We start from the raw sequence: 17989 nt of genomic DNA, 5'->3' as shown, positions 1-17989 counted from the left end.
CCGCGGCCAGGGCCAGCGCACCCGCCTCCGCGGCGAGCCGGCCCGGAGCGGGCCGGCCAGGTCGCGGGGCAGCAGGCTGTGCGCGGGGACCAGCAGGCCCGCGGCGCGCAGAGCGGTGAGCAGGGTACGGGCATCGTCGGTGGTGACCCGGGCGGCGGGCGCGTGTGCCAGCACCTGCCGTTCGCTACGGGTGCCGTCCAGCAGGTCGAGCAGGTGGGCGGCGCGAGGGTTGGCCAGCTCCAGCAGCACGGCGGGCCCGGGACCGACGCCGAGCTGGAGGGTGTGCCGATCGCGCCAGAGCCGATTCAGGCCGGGCAGCAGGGTGGGTCGGGGCAGTGCGGTACGACTCATGGTGACGAATCGTGACCGCGTCCCTGCTCTCGGTCGATCGTTGTCCACAGGTGGCCGGGCCGCTGTCCAGCGCTGTCCACAGGATTCGCCGGGTTGTCCACAACCCGCGGGTAGAGGTGTCGGTCACCCGACAGAGTGTCCGTGCCTGCCGAGGGTCGGTGAGCGCACGGGTGCGATGCGGCGGGACGGCGACGGGGGCGGGGTGGCTCGCCGGCCACCCCGCCCCCGTCCACCCGTTCGGGTCAGACCTTGGCCTTGCCCAGGATGCGGTTCACTGTTGTGCCGCATACCGGACACTTGCCCTTGGCCATGTTCATTCCGGTCTTCGAGACCTCAACGTGCCCCTCGAAGTCCCGCTTCTCCTTGCACTTCACGCAGTAACCGTTGTAGGTCTGGGCCTGGTCGGCCACGGTGCCCTCCTCGTCTCGTCCGCCGGCCAATACGGTCCCGGCGGGGTGCCCGGCGGCGGGCCACACGGGGCGCCGGCGCTGGGTCTCACTCCGCGGCCACCTTCGTGACCGCTGGTCCGCGGACCCTACCCAGGTCTGGGCAGTTCCATGTCAGCTGTGCATCGACACTGTGAGCAAGTCGACGTCGAGAGTGTGCATGGCGAAATAGGTCGGATAAGTCAGTTTGGCGGGGACACGCCGACCAAACCCTCACAGCCACCCGTGCGGGTGCCCCGCGCGCGTCCGAGCCGGTGATCACCTACGGTGGAGGCGTCGCGCGTCGATGGTGGTGTTCACGAAGGGTGACGAGAGCGCCTGGAGGTGGCCTGGTCAAGAAATTTTCAGGACGCTGGACGACCAATCACCATTTTCTGGGCGCGTGTCGTGCGGTTGACTCTTGCGGACCCCTGGTCAGTACGCATTAGCTTTCTGTCGTGACACGTAGCCGAGGCTGCGCGGGCCAGTGATGGCGGGGACGCGCAAGCCGGTCGTCGAGGTGCGGCGCAGTCAGCGCCGACGACGCACGGTGTCCGCGTACCGCGACGGTGAGCGTGTCGTCGTCCTCATCCCGGACCAGTTCTCCCGTGCCGAGGAGAGCGAGTGGGTCGACCGGATGCTGGCCCGGCTCGCCGCCCGGGAGGGCCGGCTGGCCCGCTCCGACGCCGAGCTGCTGGCCCGGGCCACCCGGCTCATCGACCTCTACCTCGACGGGTACGGCGCTCGGGCGGTGCCGGCCAGCGTGCGGTGGGTCACCAACCAGAACGGCCGATGGGGCTCCTGCACGCCCGCCGACCGCAGCATCCGGATCTCCCACCGGGTACAGGACATGCCCGAGTGGGTGATCGACTACGTGCTGCTGCACGAGTTGGCGCACCTCATCGTGCCGAGCCACAACGCCCGGTTCTGGGCGCTGGTGGGCCGCTATCCCAAGGCGGAACGCGCCCGCGGCTACCTCGAAGGCGTGGCCGCCGCCTCCTGCGCCCCCGTTCCCACCTGATCCCGCCCCGGGCCACGACGTCCGGCGGCCCGTGCGGCCCGCTGTCGGCGGCCCGTGCGGCCCGCTGTCGGCGGCGCGCGCCGGCGCCGCCTTGATCTACTCCGGTTCGCTGATATTGGGGTCGTCCCCGCTGTCGGGACACCCCAATATCGCTGAAAGCGAGTCGATCACCCCGCCGCGCGGACCGGACCGGCCGGACCGGGCCGGACCGGGCCGGACGGCGCTGTGGTCCGGTGGGCGCTAGGGTCGGGGGCATGGCGCGGCGGGTGGTGGTGGCGTTGCTCGGGCCGGTCCAGTGGTCGCCGCCCGGCGTCGACCTGGCGGACTGGCGAGCGGCGCTCGCCGAGGACGTCGTCGACCTGATCGCCACCCTCAACGAGGTGGACGTCGCCGTCGCGGTGACCCCGGCCGACCGCGCCCTCGCGGACGCGCTGGTCTGGCCCGGCACCGCCGTGTACGAGGTGGCCGAGCCGACGCCTAACGCGGTGTTCGCCGCGCTGGACGGCTACGACCAGGCGGCGGTGCTCGCCGGTGACGTGCCCGACCTGCCCGCGCTGACCGTCGGCAAGTTGCTGCGCCCGCTCACCACCCGACCGGTCGCGGTGGCGCCGGTCGAGGGGGGTGGCCCGGGTCTGCTCGGGGTGGCGGTACGGCTGCCCGTGCCGAACTGGCTGTCCCTGCTGGACCTGGACACGGCCACACCCGCCGACGCGCGCTCGGGTGCGCCCCGACCGGGGGACGTCGCCGTCACCGCCGGCTGGCGACGGATGCGCGGCCCGGCTGACCTGGCCACCCTGGACCCGGCCTTCGAGGGCTGGGAGGCCACCCGCGCCCTGCTCTCCGGCTCGGGCCGTCCCGCCTGACCCGAACCAGGAGCGAGCGCGCCCGTTGATCGACTCCAGGTCGGCGACATCGCGGTATCGGGCCGACTGGGATCGGCCAACATCGCCGATGTGGAGTCGATCAACAGATGCGTACGGCGAGGCGACCGTCAGGGCTTCGCGTCGCCCTCGCCGTCGGTCTCGTCGGGCTGGCCGGGAGCCTTCTCCTCGACTCCGCCGGGGGCGGTGAAGTCGAAGTTGTCCAGCTCGCTCAGGTCCATGTCGTTCATCGCGAAGGCGACCGGGTCGGCGAAGTCGTCGTCCGACGGGAGCAGGTCGGGGTGCCCCCAGACGGCGTCGCGACCCTCGATGCCGCGGTGCGTGGTGAGCGCGGCCCAGAGCGCCGCGGCCTCGCGGAGCCGGCGTGGGCGCAGCTCCAGGCCGACCAGCGCGGCGAAGGTCTGCTCGGCGGGACCACCGGCGGCCCGGCGGCGACGGAACGCCTCGCCCAGCCGGACGACGTTGGGCAGCCGGTCGCTGGCGGCGCTGTCCACCACGTGGCACACCCAGCCTTCGACCAGGGCCAACGCCGTCTCCAGCCGGGCCAGGGACGCCTTCTGCGCCGGGGTGTCCTCCGGGGTGAAGATCCCCTCCAGGGCGATGGCCTGCATCGACTCCGGATCGGTCGGGTCGACCCGGCCCATCGCCTCCTCGATCGCCTCCCGGTTGACCCGGATACCCGAGGCGTACGTCTCCACGGCGTTCAGCACGTGCCCACGCAGCCACGGAACGTGTTGGAACAGCCGCTGGTGGGCGGCCTCGCGCAGGGCGACGTAGAGGCGTACCTCGTCTTCGGGCAGCTCCAGGCCCTCGCCGTACGCCCGGATGTTGGCCGGGATCAGCGCGGCCGTGCCGGCCGGGCCGAGCGGCAGGCCGATGTCGCCGGCGGAGAGCACCTCTGCGGCGAGCGAACCGAGGGCCTGGCCCAGTTGGCCGCCGAAGAGCGCCCCGCCGAGGGTGGCGACCATCGACTGCATCGGGCCGAGCTGGGCGCGCGCCTCCGGTGGCACCAGGTCACCCATCGCGCCGACCATCCGGCTGGCCACCGGGTCGCAGAGTTTGCGCCACACGTCCAGCGTCTTGAAGATCCACTCGTTGCGGTTCCAGGCGACCGGGGACTGGATGCCCGACGGCCACGCGGAGGCAGGCTCCAGCCACAGGTCGGCCAGGCGCAACGCCTCCTCGACCGCGTTGCGCTCGTACGGTGACACCGCCGGGTCGCCGGCGGCCGCGAGCTGGCTGGCCGCCACCTGACGGGCCAGGTCCCAGTTGACCGGCCCGCTGCCCGGCGCGGACAGCAGGTGCTGCAACTGCGACATGAACTGCTGCATCTGCGCGGGATCGTTGGGGTCTGGTGGTTGCCCACCCGGGAGCGCGAAACCGAACGGAATATCAGGCACGACGTCTACGGTACGCGCGCCACGCCCCTGGTCGCCGGTGCTGGCGTTGCGCTGAGGGCGAAGTCGCGTGGCGCATCCGGCGGGCGGGCGCGGACCGGTCGGTACGCTCTGGCGCATGAGACGTCGTGGCCTGACGGTCCTGCTCGGTGCCCTGTTCACCGCCCTGCTGAGCATCGGGGTGCTCCGGGTGCCGATCCCGTACGTGGTGCTCGGGCCGGGCCCGACGGTCAACACCCTCGGCACGACCGACGGCAAGGAGGTCATCAAGGTCTCCGGGCGGGACACGTCCACCTCCGCGGGCCAGCTCCGGTTGACCACGGTGGGGGTGCAGCCGACGGTACGGCTCCGGTCGGCGATCGCGGGTTGGTTCTCCGACGACGAGGCGGTGGTGCCGCGTGAGCTGGTCTACCCGCCGGGTGAGTCGACGGAGCAGGTCGAGCAGCGCAACGCCGAGGACTTCAAGGTGTCGCAGACCAGCGCCGAGACCGCCGCGCTACGCGAGTTGGGTTTCCCGGTCCAGGTGGTGGTCAAGACCGTCGCCGCGGACGGCCCGTCCGCCGGGGCGCTTCGGGTCGGCGACGTGGTCACCTCGGTCGACGGTCAACCGGTGCCGGTGGCCGCGAAGGTCACCGAGCTGATTCGGGCCAAGCCGGCCGGGACGGCGTTGACCATCGGCTACACCCGCGACGGCGTGCCGGCCACCGCCACGGTGACCAGCCGGGAGCAGGACGGCCGGCCGCGGATCGGCGTCGAGATCGACCAGCAGCAGCCGCACCCGTTCACGCTCGACATCGAGTTGGAGGACATCGGCGGGCCGAGCGCCGGCCTGATGTTCGCCCTGGGCATCGTCGACAAGCTGACCCCGGCCGACCTCACCGGCGGAAAGGTCATCGCCGGCACCGGCACCATCGACGACGAGGGCGCGGTCGGCCCGATCGGCGGGATCGCCCAGAAGCTGGTCGGCGCGAAGCGCGCCGGGGCGAAGGTCTTCCTCGTTCCGGCGGACAACTGCGCCGAGGCGGTCCGCAATCCGCAGCCCGATCTGCCGCTGCTGCGGGTGGGCTCGTTGGACGAGGCGATGACCGCTCTGGAGACCCTTCGGGCGGGAGGCCAGCCGACCCGCTGCTGAGCGCTGTGACCGTGCCCCGACACGTTCAGGAATACCCCGTACTCTGGGTGCCTGGTCGGAGCCGATCACATCGAGCGTGCGGAGCCAACAGTGGTAATGCGTAGCAGCAGCCCCCTGCCGAGGATGAGCCGGCGCGGACGCGTCACCATCGCTGTCCTGGTCGGGGTGTTCGTGCTCTTCACCCTGCTCGGCTGGGGCGTCCAGGCCTGGACGGACTGGCTCTGGTTCGAGGAGGTCCGCTACACCGAGGTCTTCACCGGTGTGCTGCTCACCAGGCTGTTGCTCTTCCTCGCCATCGGCCTCGGCATGGCGGTGGTCGTCGGTGGCAACCTCTGGTTGGCGTACCGGCTGCGTCCGCGGCTGCGCCCGCACTCGGTCGAGCAGGCGACCCTGGAGCGTTACCGGATGGCGCTCACCCCGCGCCTCGGCACCTGGATCGCCCTGACCGCCGCCGTGATCGGGCTCTTCGCCGGCCTCTCCGCCCAGAACCGGTGGAACCAGTGGCTGCTGTTCCGCAACGGTGGCGACTTCGGGATCAAGGACCCGGAGTTCGGGGTGGACATCGGCTTCTACGTCTTCCAGCTGCCGTTCTGGCGTTACCTGCTCGGGGTCGCCTTCACCGCGGTGGTGCTGGCCGTGATCGGCGCGCTGGCGGTGCACTACCTGTTCGGCGGGGTCCGCCTACAGGGTGTCGGGGACCGGATGAGCAACGCGGCCCGCGCCCACCTGAGCAGCCTGGTCGCGGTCTTCGTGCTGCTCAAGGCCCTCGCGTACGTGCTGGACCGGCGGGCGATGCTGCTGGAGTACAACGAGGGCGCCAAGCTGTACGGCGCCGGCTACGCCGACGTCAACGCGCTGCTGCCGGCGAAGGAGATTCTGGCGTACATCTCGATCGTGGTGGCGATCGCGATCATCGTTTTCTCCAACGCCTGGATGCGGAACCTGGTCTGGCCGGGCATCTCGCTGGCCCTGCTCGGCGTCTCCGCGGTGGCCATCGGCGGCATCTATCCCTGGGCGGTGCAGACCTTCGAGGTCAAGCCGAGCGCCAAGGACAAGGAGGCGCCGTACATCCAGCGCAGCATCGACGCGACGCGGGCGGCTTTCGGTTTGGCGGTCACCGAGACCACGCCGTACGCGGCAAGCAACCTCACCCCACCGGCGAACCTGGCCACCGACACGTCGGTGGTGTCGAACGTGCGGCTGCTCGACCCGCAGCTGGTCAGCGAGACGTACACCCAGCTTCAGCAGGTCCGTGGCTTCTACGACTTCGGCCCCAAGTTGGACATCGACCGGTACGGGGTGAACGGCAAGACCTCCGACTACGTGGTCGGCGTCCGGGAGATCAACTACGGCGAGCTGACCGACCAGCAGAACACGTGGATCAACCGGCACACCGTCTACACCCACGGGTACGGCCTGGTGGCGGCCCCGGCGAACCAGGTGGTCTGCGGCGGCCAGCCGTTCTTCGTCTCCGGCTTCCTCGGCGAGAAGACCCAGGAGGCGTGCTCGTCGCAGACCGAGCAGATCCCGGCCAAGCAGCCGCGCATCTACTACGGCGAGCGGATGGCGGCCGACGACTACGCGATCGTCGGGCAGTCCGACCCGAACAAGAAGGCCGAGTTCGACCGGCCGGTCGGTGAGGGCGGCGGCGAGTCCTACACCTACACCGGCGAGGGCGGCGTGAAGATCGGCTCCTTCACGCGGCGGCTGCTGTACGCCATCAAGGAGCAGGAGTCGAACTTCCTGCTCTCCGAGGCGGTCAACAAGGACTCCAAGCTGCTCTACGTGCGTAACCCGCGGGACCGGGTGGAGAAGGTCGCGCCGTTCCTCACCCTGGACGGCGACCCGTACCCGGCGGTGGTCGACGGCCGGGTGCAGTGGATCGTCGACGGCTACACCACGGCGGCCACCTACCCGTACGCCGAGCGGGTCAACCTGCAGACCGAGACCACCGACGAGCTGACCAACCGGGGGACCTTCCAGCTGGCCCGGGAGAACGTCAACTACATGCGCAACTCGGTGAAGGCGACGGTCGACGCGTACGACGGCACGGTGAAGCTCTACGAGTACGACGACACCGACCCGGTGCTGAAGGCGTGGAACAAGGCGTTCGGCGGTGACCTGGTGCTGCCGAAGGCGGAGATCCCGGTCGAGCTGACCGAGCACCTGCGCTACCCGGCGGACATGTTCAAGGTGCAGCGCAACCTGCTCACCAAGTTCCACGTGACCAACCCGGGCGACTTCTACTCCGCACAGGACTTCTGGCAGGTGCCCAACGTGCCGGACGCGCCGGACAGCGGCCAGAAGCAGCCCCCGTACTACCTGTTCACGCAGTTCCCCGGGCAGGAGGGCCCGCGGTTCCAGCTCACCTCCGCGGTCACCCCGAACGGCCGGCAGAACCTCGCCGCGCTGATCTCCGGGTCGTACGTCGGCGGAAAGCCGCGGTTGGAGGTGCTGGAGTTGCCGGACCAGACCCGGATCTCCGGCCCGGTGCAGGTGCACCAGCAGATGACCAACAACGCGAACATCCGCCAGCAGCTCAACCTGCTCTCCAGCAACCAGGCGCAGGTGCAGTACGGCAACCTGCTCTCGCTGCCCTTCGCCGACGGCATGCTCTACGTCGAACCGGTCTACGTGAAGAGCAACCAGCAGGACGCGTACCCGCTGTTGCAGAAGGTGCTGCTCTCCTACGGTGACGGCGGCTCGTTCGTGGCGCTCGCCGACAACATCAACGACGGCATCAAGCAGCTGGTCGAGCAGGGCAAGCGGGCTGGGCAGGGCACGTCGCCGCCCCCGACCACCGGGGGTAACCCGACCACCCCGACGCCGACCGCGACGCCGACGCCGACACCGAGCGGCACCGGCACGCCCCCGCCGACCGGCCAGCTGGCCACCGCCGCGGACCGGGTGCAGGCCGCCATCACCGAGGTTCGCGCCGCGCAGACCTCGGGCGACTTCGAGCGGTACGGTCGCGCGCTGAAGGCACTGGACGAGGCGCTCACCGCGTTCCAGCAGGCCCAGCAGGCCGGCAACCCGACCGGTGCGCCGAGCGGCGGCCCGACGCCGAGTGTCGGCCCGAGCGCCGGCGGCTGACCCGCCAGCGGGGGATCTCCGAGCCCCCGTCGTCGGACCACATCCGGTCGAGACGGGGGCTTCGTCGTCTGCGGCCGAGACACCGGCCGCTCGGCGGACGGCGGAATCGGAGTCGCTTTGCGGTGCCCCGGGTCGGTGCGCTACGGTTATCGAACCGACGCGGGGTGGAGCAGCTCGGTAGCTCGCTGGGCTCATAACCCAGAGGTCGCAGGTTCAAATCCTGTCCCCGCTACGAGAGAAACACCGGTTCGTCAGCCCGTCTCCGGTTCGCCGGAGGCGGGCTGACGACGTTGTGGGATCCGGGCGATCCGGAGGGCTCGACGTCCGGATCGGATGGCGACCCCGCCGATCATCGTCAAACGGGATGGGTTAGGGTTAACCAGTCGACGCGGGGTGGAGCAGCTCGGTAGCTCGCTGGGCTCATAACCCAGAGGTCGCAGGTTCAAATCCTGTCCCCGCTACCACGGAAAGTGCACGCCAAAGCCCGGCCCCCAGATCGTGGGGGTCGGGTTTTCTGGTTTCCCGCCCGGTTCTGTCGCGACGCGCCGAGGGGCCGGTGCCCGGCAGGCACCGGCCCCTCGCGGATGTCACCTGAGGCCGAAGGCCCGCATGACGGTCTGGGTGACGCCGCCGCCGTTGCGCTGTTTCGCGGTGACGCGGATGGACAACTGGTCGGCCCGGTACGGCGCGTTCAGGGACGCCGTCCAGACGCTCTTACGCTCCTTCAGGTCCTGCGGCTGCCAGGTGCGCCCGTCGTCGTAGGAGACCTCAAGGCCGAGCGAGGAGACCCCGTCCTGGGCGGCGGTGCTGCCCACCACCACCGGTGTGATGGCGAGGTCGGTCCGGCGCGGCGCGCGGCCCGCCAGGTCCAGGTCCGTTGCGTAGTCCAACTGGACCAGCGGGATGGCCTGCACCCCTTCGGCGGCGCCGGAGAGGAAGCTCCAGTCGGTGCGCGTGGTGGAGGAGTACGGGCTGTAGGCGGGGTCGGTCTCCGTCTCGACGACCAGCCGGTACGGCAGCTTCTGCGGTGACAGCTCGCCGACGTAGAGCTCCGGCCAGCCCTCAAACTGAACCAGTTGCCTGTCGCCCTGGTAGAACGAGATCCGTTGCAACATGCTGGAGCCGCCGCTGTGCGCGGCGCCCGCGTCGCCGAACCCCTGGATGTAGGCGCTGATCCCGCCCTCGCCGCGGAACGGGATGTCGTAGGTGAGCAGACGTGGCCGCGTGATGGGACCGAACCAGCGGTCCTTCTGGACGCTGCCCGGCCGGTAGGCGATCTCGTCCGTGCTCGACCGCGTCCAGCCGTCGACGTAGGCGTCCTGCTTCCACCTGATGCCCTCGGCGGCGGAAACCCAGTCGGTCCGCGGCCCGGGGGTGACCGGCGCGAACGCGAACGCGTGGGCCGCGGCCCACTCGTACGGCGGGAAGTCCATTCGCGTCTCGGCGGACTGCTTGCCCGGCGGCGGGGCGAACTCGAGGTCGACCCGCGCGAGGTTGCGGGGATCAGTCCTGGCCGACGGGTCCCTGGGGACCCCGCCACGGTGGTAGTCGACCAGGTCGTACAGGTACCTCGCCGAGGGGTGGGCGGTGACGGTGAGCCGTAGCCCCTTCCGGCCGGCGGCGCTGATCTTCTTGATCAGGGTTTCCCCCTCGCCGTTGACCAACGAGGCGACCGGGATCGGCCCGACGGTCGTGCCGTCGGGGTTTCCGGACCAGTCGCTGCTGCGGCCGTCACCGTCGTTGACCACCAGGAGCACCGCCGCGCCGGCGGCGTACGCGGCGGCCACCCGATCCGTGCGGGTCACGGCGTCGCTGTCGCGCACGACCACGGCCTTGCCGCGGGCGGACACGCCGATGTAGTCGGTCTTCGAGCCGGTGCCGGCGAAGACGGCGTCCAGGCGCGAGGTGCCGTCGGGCAGCGGTCGGGATCCGGGCTGCACGAGGGGGTCGCCGACGCGGTGGCCGTTGTGGACGATCTCCAGCGGTGTCTGCTCGGCGCGGATCCGGGTGGTGAAGACGAAGCTGCCCTTCTTCACCCCGGCCCCGGTCGGGAGCGCCCACAGGCTGTCGTAGACGGTGCCGGGCCAGAACGTCTCGCGCAGGGCGTTCGAGTCGCTGGGCGTCGGCTCGCTGGCCGTGAATGATCGGTAGATGTCGATTCGACTGTTGGTGACGGAGGTCGGCTGCGGTGTCGCCACCTTCACCTGGCGCGCCTTCGAGGCGTCGAGTTCCACGACCCGGTCGGTCGTCAGGTCCACCTCGGGGGCGGTCAGCATCGCGAGACCGAGGGAGTGGACGCCGTGCAGACCCTCCACGTCGGCGCCGGCGACGACGGTGTAGGAGCCGGGGGTCCAGCGACTGGTGAGGTTCCCGTCCCGTACCCACATGAAGGTGGAAACCCCGTCGGCGCTGACGATCTCGACCTCGCCGCTCATCGGGCGGCCGGCGCGGTCCCTCAGGTGGATGGTGAGGTCGTACTTCCTGGATTCCACGGCGACCCCGACGGCCGTGTGCACCGCGCCGGCCGCGTGCCGTGCCGTGACCTGGGCGGAGTACCGGCCCGCGGCGAGTCCTGCGGGGTCCACCGCGACGTCGACCGTCGAGGCCCCGCGCGCCGGCACCGTGACCTGGTCGGCGCTGGCCGTGAACGTCGTCGCGGGGGAGTCGCCACGATCGACGGCGAGATCCAACGTGACCGGGCTGTCGGTGGTGTTGGTGTAGGTGATCTTCCGGGTGATCCGCTGCGGCTGCGTACCGGGTGACCACCCGACGAGGCCGGCGTCCACCGACCCGGTCGCGATGATCTGGTCCTGGTGGTAGGCGGCGGCCACGTCCAGCCGACCGCTGCCGGCCCGGTAGGCGTTGTAGTCGGGTGTACGCACGCTGGTGCCCATCAGGGCGTCCTTGATCTGCTGCGCGTTCCACTTCGGGTGTTTCTGCGCCAGCAGGGCGGCGGCCCCGGCGACGTGCGGCGCCGCCATGGAGGTGCCGCTGTCCACCCGGTAGAAGCCCTCGCCCCAGGCGAGGTGCTGTGAGCGCGCCGCCAGCACGTCCACGCCGGGAGCGGTCATGTCGGGCTTGAGGGCGTCGTCGGTCATCCGCGGCCCGGCACTGGAGAAGTCGGCCAGGTGGTCGGAGCCGTCGACCGCGCCGATGGTGAGCGCGGCGTCCGCGGTTCCCGGCGCCCCGAGGGTGTACGGGTCGGGTCCGCTGTTGCCGGCGGCGACGACGAAGAGCGCCCCCGTCTCGACGGTCAGCTGGTTCAGGGACTGGCTCAGCGGATCGTCCTGGGTGTGCCAGGCGCTGACACCCAGGCTCATGTTGATCACCTTGGCGTGTTCGGTCCGCGCCGCCCACTCCATGCCCGCGATGATCCCCGAGATCGACCCGCTTCCGTTGCTGTCGAGGACCTTGCCGATCACCAGTTCGGCGTCGGGAGCGACTCCCCGTTCCTTGCCGTCGGAGGCGGCGCCCGTTCCGGCGACGGTGGAGGCGGTGTGGGTGCCGTGTCCGTTGCGGTCGATGACGTCCTCGCCGGGGATGAAGCTCCGCGACGCCACCACGCGGTTCGCGAGATCCGGGTGGGTCGTGTCCACGCCGGTGTCCAGGACGGCGACCCGGACACCGCTGCCCGTTCCGCCCGCGGCCCAGGCCGCGGGGGCGCCGACCTGCGCCGTGGTGTCGGCGAGGGCGGCCTTCGCCCTGCCGTCGAGCCACACCCTGTCCACGCCGGCGCTGAACGAGGGCGCCGCGGTGCCGGCGGTCCGGCCGGTCGACGGTGGACCGGCGTGCGTTCCGTCGCCGGTGAGGGCCGACCAGAAGTCGGCTGCCTGTGACCTGCGGGTCCGGATCGCCTCACCGCGGACGGAGGGCAGGCCCAGGACGGTCTCCGTGCCCGGCAGCGCGGTGCTGGTCCGGAGGGGGGCCGCCGTGCGGGTGACGATCAGGGGGAGTGCGCTGGTCCGCGCGTCGTCGAAGCCCTGCGCGACGAGTTGGGTGACGTCGAAGAGCTGCTTGTCGAGTCGCCCGGTCGCGAGGTAGGGCATCGCCTCGTCGGGATACACATAGGTGTCCCCGTTCTCGGTGGCGACGCGTACGGCGCCGGTGGCGCCCGGCGCACGCTCGACGTCCACGGCGGGCGGCTTCCCGTCGCGTCCCGGGGTCACCGTCGCCTTGTCGCCGGTGATCAGCGTGACCGTGACGGGCGGACGGTGTGCGCCGCCGGCCGCGCCCGGCGCGCCGGAGGCGGTGGGGTCGCGGGGGCGCTGTGCGCCGCCGTGGGGGTGGCCAGAGCGGCGACGAGGGTGACGCCGACCGCGGTTGCCGCAGATCTTCGGGTGAGAGAGAGCCGCACGGTGCCTCCAGAGTTGACCAGTTGCCGAATCTGATCACCTCCGGAGATTCATGTAAAGATCATCATCTTTGCCGGAAGATTGCGAGATCGTTGCGTCGGGCCTGCCCGGTCCCGTGAATTCGGCGTGGACCGACGTGCCGAGGTTGCGCCCTTCGGCGAGGATGGGCACATGTCTTCATTCGGTAGGTGGTGGGGCCGGCTCAGCGCGGTCCTCGGTACGGTCGTGCTGGCGGTCTTCGTGCCCGTCGCGGCTTGGGCGTCCACGGGCACCGGCGAGCTGGTGGTGGAGGCCGCCCGGCGGCGGTCCCGCGGCGGCGGCTTCGGATTCCTCGGTCTGCTCTGCTGCCTGGTGGTGGTGGCGGTGATCGTGTTCCTGGTGCTGCGACTGATGCGCAACCGCCGGGGCGGCCCGCCGCGCTGACCGGGCCGCCGGCGACGTCAGGTCACCGGCGGGCGGCCGTGGGCCGGCCGCCGGTGCTCACACCGCGAGGGCCGCGATGGCTTGCGACAGGAAGCGAGCGGTCGCCTCGCGGGTGCCGTCACGCTTGACCCGGATGCGCTCGGCGGCGGTGACCAGCAGGGTGCGCACCTTGGCATGCCCCTTGGGCGGTGGCGCCGGCGCGGCCCGAGCTGGTCGGCGATGCTGGCGCCGAACGCGGCGGCACGTTGCTGGGCCGGCTCGGTGATGCTGCCCTCGGCGTAGCGGCGGACGGCGAGACTGGGGTTGAGCCCACGCTCGTGGCCGAGGATGGTGCCGGCCTCACCGTTCGTGGTCAGAAAGTTGATCACGTCGGCGACCGTGTCCGGGTGGCGGGTGCCCCGGAACGCCGCCCAGTACATCGACGCCCGCGCCCACTGCGCGCCCGCCGGGCCGGGGAAACCGACGATGCCCAACTCTGACCTGGTGAGTCGTTGCAGCTCGGGAAGCTGGTGCGACCAGGCGAAGGACGCGGCGGTCAGCCCGGTCACCACCAGTTGTCGGGCCGGCTCGCCGCTGTCGGCCTGCTCGACCAGCGCCGCGCTCGGCGTCGCCCGCTCGGCGCGGGCCCGCTGCCAGAGCTCGAACCAGCTGATCAGCTCGTCCGCGCTGAAACCCAACTGCCGCCCGCGGTAGAACTCACTGCCCTGCGAACGCAGCCACAGCCAGAGCGCGCGGTAGTCGCCGGACGCGTCCATGGTGCCGGCCACCCGGCCGTCGCTGGCCTCGGTGACCTGCACCGCCCAGGAGATGTATTCGGACCACGTCATTGCGGCGCGCGGCTCCGGCATCCGCAACTCGCGCAGCAGGTCCCGGTTGAAGACCACCCCGGCGAGGGTCTGCCCGCCGGCGACGGCCATCGTCCGGCCGTCCACCGTGCCGTAGCGGACCAGGCCCACGGGCAGGTCGCGCAGTTCCATGCGGTGATCGGTGAGGTCGAGGATGATCTGGCGTTGGGTGTACTCGGTCAGCACGGAGTCGTCGAGCTGGATCAGGTCCGGCACGTTGCCGCCGGCCGCCTGGGTGGCCAGCCGGTCGTAGTAGCCGTTGACGCCCTGCCAGGTGACCCGGAAGGTGACCCGCGGGTTGCGCCCCGAGTAGAGCCGGAGTGCCTTCTCGGTGAGCTCCGCCCGCTTCGCGCCACCCCACCAGAAGACCGACAACTCGATCGGCCCGCTCTGGCTCGAGGTGGTGGCGCCGTCGCTGCATCCGGCCAGCCCGCCGGACGCCAGCAGAGGAGCGCCGAGCAGCCCGGTGAGCAGGCGGCGCCGGCCCGGGTCGGCGCCGAGGCGGTCGATCGGGGGTCGAACAACGGGCACGGGGGTCTCCTGGCACCTGCGTGGGCGGCGGTCGGACCATTCACGCAGGCGGCGCAGGAGGGTGTCAACGTCCATCCGGTCACCCCCGCGTCGGCCCCGGCGTGGGTGGTCGAATCAGGCTTCCCGATGTCGCGTGGTGTACTAGGGCGCGTGGAACTTCTGCACTCGGGCAAGGTTCGGGACATCTACGCCGACGGCGACGACCTGATCCTGGTCGCCTCGGACCGCATCTCGATCTACGACGTGGCGCTGCCGACGCCGATCCCGGACAAGGGTCGCCTGCTCACCGCGCTCTCGCTCTGGTGGTTCGAGCAGCTCGCCGACCTGGTGCCGAACCACGTCATCTCGGCCACCGACGTGCCCGCGGAGTTCGCCGGGCGGGCCATCCGCTGCCAACGGCTCGACATCGTCCCGATCGAGTGCGTCGCCCGGGGTTACCTCACCGGCGGAGGCCTACGGGAGTACGAGCGCACCGGCGCGGTCTCCGGTGTGCAGCTGCCCCGAGGGCTCGGTGAGGCGTCGATCCTGCCCGAGCCGATCTTCACGCCGTCGACCAAGGCGCCGATGGGCGAACACGACGAACCGATCACGTTCGACGACGTGGTGGCGAAGGTGGGCCAGGCCACCGCCGAGCGGCTGCGGCAGATCACCATCGACATCTACCGGCGCGGCGCCGAGCTGGCCGCCGAGCGGGGCATCCTGGTCGCCGACACCAAGATCGAGCTGGGCTGGGCCCCGGACGGCACGCTGGTCCTCGCCGACGAGCTGCTCACCTCCGACTCGTCGCGGTTCTGGCCGGCCGAGTCGTACCAGCCGGGCCGGGTGCAGTTCTCCTACGACAAGCAGTACGTGCGGGACTGGGCCACCGGCAGCGGCTGGAACAAGCAGGCCCCGGCGCCTGACGTGCCCGACGAGGTGGTCGAGGCGACGCGCGCCCGCTACGTCGAGGTCTACGAGAAGCTCACCGGCAACCGCTGGGAGTGACCGCCCGGACGGCGATCACTCCACCCAGTCGAGGGTGCGCCGCACGGCCTTGCGCCACTGGCGCAGCTCCTTCTCGCGCAGCTCCGGGGCCATCGCCGGTTCCCACTGCGCGTCGGAGCGCCACTGCGCCCGCAGCGTGGACAGGTCCGGCCAGAAACCGACCGCCAGGCCGGCCGCGTACGCCGCGCCGAGGCAGGTGGTCTCGGTGATCCGGGAGCGGACCACCGGCACGTCGAGCACGTCGGCGAGGAACTGCATGAGCAGCCCGTTGGCGGTCATCCCGCCGTCCACCCGGAGCCGGCGCAGCGCCACGTCGGAGTCGGCGTTCATCGCGTCGACCACCTCGCGGGTCTGCCACGCCGACGCCTCCAGCGCCGCCCGCGCCAGGTGTCCCTTGGTGATGTAGCCGGTCAGGCCGGCGATCACCCCGCGCGCGTCGCTGCGCCAGTGCGGAGCGAACAGCCCGGAGAACGCCGGCACGACGTAGCAGCCCCCGTTGTCGTCCACCGTGCCGGCCAGCTCCTCCACCTCGGCGGCCGTGGAGATCAACCCGAGGCTGTCCCGCAGCCACTGCACCAGCGACCCGGTGACCGCGATGGCGCCTTCGAGCGCGTACGCCGGGGGTTGGCCCTCGATCCGGTAGGCGACCGTGGTGAGCAGGCCGTGCGTCGACGGAACGGGGCTGGCACCGGTGTTGAGCAGCAGGAAGCTGCCGGTGCCGTAGGTGCACTTCGCCTCGCCCGGCTGGAAGCAGGTCTGCCCGAACAGGGCGGCCTGCTGGTCGCCGAGCGCGCTGGCCACCGGCACGCCGGCGAGTACGCCGGTGGCCGTGCCGTACACCTCGGCGGAGCAGCGGATCTCCGGCAGCATCGCCGCCGGTACGCGCATCGCGTCCAGCAGGTCCGGATCCCAGTCCAGGGTGGTGAGGTCCATCAGCATCGTCCGGCTGGCGTTGGTCACGTCGGTCACGTGCTCGCCGGTCAGCTTCCAGATCAGCCAGCTGTCCATGGTGCCGAAGAGCACCTCGCCGCGTTCGGCGCGCTCGCGCAGGCCGTCGACCTCGTCGAGCAGCCAGCGCAGCTTCGGCCCGGCGAAGTAGGTGGCCAGCGGCAGACCGGTGCGGGCCCGGAACCGCTCCTCGCCGTACGCCGAGGCCAGCTCGCGCAGCAGCGGCCCGGTGCGGGTGTCCTGCCAGACCACGGCGTTGGCCACCGGGCGGCCGGTGGCCCGGTCCCAGACGACGGTGGTCTCCCGCTGGTTGGTGATGCCCACGGCGGCGAGCCCGGCCGCGTCGGTGCCGGCGGCCCGCAGCGCCTCGGCGACCACCTGCTGGACGTTGTCCCAGATCTCCTCGGCGTCGTGCTCCACCCAACCGGGTCGGGGGAAGATCTGCCGGTGTTCGCGCTGGGCCACGGCGACGACGTCCCCGGCCCGGTCGAAGACGATGCACCGCGAGGAGGTGGTGCCCTGGTCGATGGCGGCGACGTACTGGGGGGTCACGGCAGCACCGTACCCGCAGTGGCGGCGTGGTGCGACCGGCGTCACGTCCGGTGGCGGCCCGCCGCCGTCCGGCGCCGGACGGTTCGCCTACGATGTGCGAACGTGCGCGACATCGCCGTTTTCAGTGGAACCGCCCATCCCGACCTCGCCGCCGAGATCTGCGCTCACCTGGGGGTGCCGCTGCATCCGGTGCGGGTCTCCCGGTTCGCGAACGACTGTCTGGAAGTGCAGTTGCAGGCCAACTGCCGGGAGCGGGACGTGTTCCTGATCCAGCCGCTGGTGCCGCCGGTGCAGGAGAACCTGGTCGAGCTGCTGTTGATGATCGACGCCGCCCGGGGCGCGTCCGCCGGCCGGATCACGGTGGTGCTGCCGCACTACGCGTACGCCCGCTCGGACAAGAAGGACGCCCCGCGGATCTCGATCGGCGCCCGGCTCGTCGCCGACCTGCTCACCTCGGCCGGCGCGGACCGCGTGCTCGCGATGACCCTGCACTCGCCGCAGGTGCACGGCTTCTTCAGCGTCCCGGTGGACCACCTGCACGCGTTGCGCGAGCTGGCCACCCACTTCCGGCGCTACGACCTGAGCAACACCGTGGTGGTGTCGCCCGACCTGGGCAACGCCAAGGAGGCCGCCGCCTTCGCCCGGTTGCTCGGCACGCCGGTCGCGGCCGGTGCGAAGCAGCGGTTCAGCGACGACCTGGTCAAGATCAGCGCGGTGATCGGTGAGGTCGCCGACCGCGACGTCATCGTGCTGGACGACGAGATCGCGAAGGGCAGCACGGTGGTCGAGCTGATGGAGCACCTGCGCGGTCTGAAGGTGCGCTCGATCCGGTTGGCCTGTACGCACGGCCTCTTCTCCGGCGACGCGCTGCACCGACTCAGCGACCAGGACGGCGTCCTCGAAGTCGTCTGCACCAACACGGTTCCCATTCCCGCCGCCAAGCGGGTCCCGAAACTCCAGGTGCTCTCGGTGGCTCCCGCTCTGGCCGAGGCCATGCGTCGAATCCACAACGGAGAGTCGGTCTCCGCGCTCTTCTCCTGACCGCCCCGGGCGC

Annotated in this window: 12 protein-coding genes, 2 tRNA genes and 1 pseudogene; 9 read left to right on the top strand and 6 right to left on the bottom strand. The window is 71.3% G+C overall.

Going from position 1 to position 17989, the window contains the following annotated elements:
• Together JNW91_RS14710 and JNW91_RS14705 are read right to left on the bottom strand one after the other, a co-directional pair.
• Window positions 1–351, bottom strand: a pseudogene (locus JNW91_RS14710) (hypothetical protein); the annotation flags it as partial.
• 242 nt (window positions 352–593) lie between these two features.
• Window positions 594–761 (bottom strand): DUF5679 domain-containing protein, encoded by a 168-nt coding sequence (locus JNW91_RS14705; RefSeq protein ID WP_007464795.1) that lies wholly within the window; start codon window positions 759–761, stop codon window positions 594–596.
• Between the two features lie 505 nt (window positions 762–1266).
• Between JNW91_RS14705 and JNW91_RS14700 the strand changes: the two genes are divergently transcribed.
• A complete protein-coding gene (locus tag JNW91_RS14700; protein WP_203175634.1) occupies window positions 1267–1797 on the top strand; it encodes a M48 metallopeptidase family protein in 531 nt (176 codons plus the stop codon).
• A gap of 254 nt (window positions 1798–2051) precedes the next feature.
• A complete protein-coding gene (locus JNW91_RS14695) occupies window positions 2052–2660 on the top strand; it encodes a hypothetical protein (RefSeq protein WP_203175632.1) in 609 nt (202 codons plus the stop codon).
• A gap of 128 nt (window positions 2661–2788) precedes the next feature.
• Here the strand turns inward: JNW91_RS14695 and JNW91_RS14690 are convergent, their stop codons facing one another.
• On the bottom strand, window positions 2789–4078 hold the full coding sequence (locus tag JNW91_RS14690; RefSeq protein WP_203175630.1) for a zinc-dependent metalloprotease: 1290 nt from the start codon (window positions 4076–4078) through the stop codon (window positions 2789–2791).
• A gap of 115 nt (window positions 4079–4193) precedes the next feature.
• Here JNW91_RS14690 and JNW91_RS14685 point away from each other — a divergent pair, with 115 nt between their 5' ends.
• The 4 genes from JNW91_RS14685 to JNW91_RS14670 all read left to right on the top strand — a co-directional run bounded on the left by JNW91_RS14685 (window position 4194) and on the right by JNW91_RS14670 (window position 8764).
• Window positions 4194–5207 (top strand): YlbL family protein, encoded by a 1014-nt coding sequence (locus tag JNW91_RS14685; RefSeq protein WP_203175628.1) that lies wholly within the window; start codon window positions 4194–4196, stop codon window positions 5205–5207.
• A 96-nt stretch (window positions 5208–5303) separates the two neighbouring features.
• Complete coding sequence (locus JNW91_RS14680) at window positions 5304–8300, top strand: UPF0182 family membrane protein (RefSeq protein WP_203175626.1); 2997 nt, start codon at window positions 5304–5306, stop codon at window positions 8298–8300.
• 158 nt (window positions 8301–8458) lie between these two features.
• A tRNA-Met gene (locus tag JNW91_RS14675) sits at window positions 8459–8532 on the top strand.
• 155 nt (window positions 8533–8687) lie between these two features.
• Window positions 8688–8764 (top strand) — tRNA-Met (locus JNW91_RS14670).
• Window positions 8765–8887: 123 nt separating this feature from the next.
• Here the strand turns inward: JNW91_RS14670 and JNW91_RS14665 are convergent.
• Window positions 8888–12466, bottom strand: a complete 3579-nt coding sequence (locus JNW91_RS14665) for a S8 family serine peptidase (protein ID WP_309244363.1) — start codon at window positions 12464–12466, stop codon at window positions 8888–8890.
• A gap of 357 nt (window positions 12467–12823) precedes the next feature.
• On the opposite strand from JNW91_RS14665, the gene JNW91_RS14660 reads away from it, so the two are divergent.
• Entirely contained in the window at window positions 12824–13075 is a 252-nt protein-coding gene (locus tag JNW91_RS14660; RefSeq protein ID WP_203175622.1) for a hypothetical protein, read from the top strand.
• A 17-nt stretch (window positions 13076–13092) separates the two neighbouring features.
• Here the strand turns inward: JNW91_RS14660 and JNW91_RS14655 are convergent, their stop codons facing one another.
• Entirely contained in the window at window positions 13093–14451 is a 1359-nt protein-coding gene (locus JNW91_RS14655; RefSeq protein WP_309244362.1) for an ABC transporter substrate-binding protein, read from the bottom strand.
• A 150-nt stretch (window positions 14452–14601) separates the two neighbouring features.
• Between JNW91_RS14655 and JNW91_RS14650 the strand changes: the two genes are divergently transcribed.
• Window positions 14602–15435: a phosphoribosylaminoimidazolesuccinocarboxamide synthase gene (locus tag JNW91_RS14650; RefSeq protein ID WP_203175620.1), complete on the top strand. Its 834-nt coding sequence runs from the start codon at window positions 14602–14604 to the stop codon at window positions 15433–15435.
• A gap of 15 nt (window positions 15436–15450) precedes the next feature.
• Here the strand turns inward: JNW91_RS14650 and glpK are convergent, their stop codons facing one another.
• Entirely contained in the window at window positions 15451–16935 is a 1485-nt protein-coding gene (gene glpK, locus JNW91_RS14645; RefSeq protein ID WP_203175618.1) for a glycerol kinase GlpK, read from the bottom strand.
• A 102-nt stretch (window positions 16936–17037) separates the two neighbouring features.
• On the opposite strand from glpK, the gene JNW91_RS14640 reads away from it, so the two are divergent.
• On the top strand, window positions 17038–17976 hold the full coding sequence (locus JNW91_RS14640; RefSeq protein WP_203175609.1) for a ribose-phosphate diphosphokinase: 939 nt from the start codon (window positions 17038–17040) through the stop codon (window positions 17974–17976).
• The last annotated feature ends 13 nt before the right edge of the window (window positions 17977–17989 follow it).

Origin of the sequence: Micromonospora parastrephiae (assembly GCF_016802865.1) — a bacterium.
GTDB classification, from domain to species: domain Bacteria; phylum Actinomycetota; class Actinomycetes; order Mycobacteriales; family Micromonosporaceae; genus Micromonospora; species Micromonospora parastrephiae.
The sequence above is the reverse complement of the archived record's forward strand: the minus strand, read 5'-3'. Positions and strand labels throughout refer to the sequence as shown.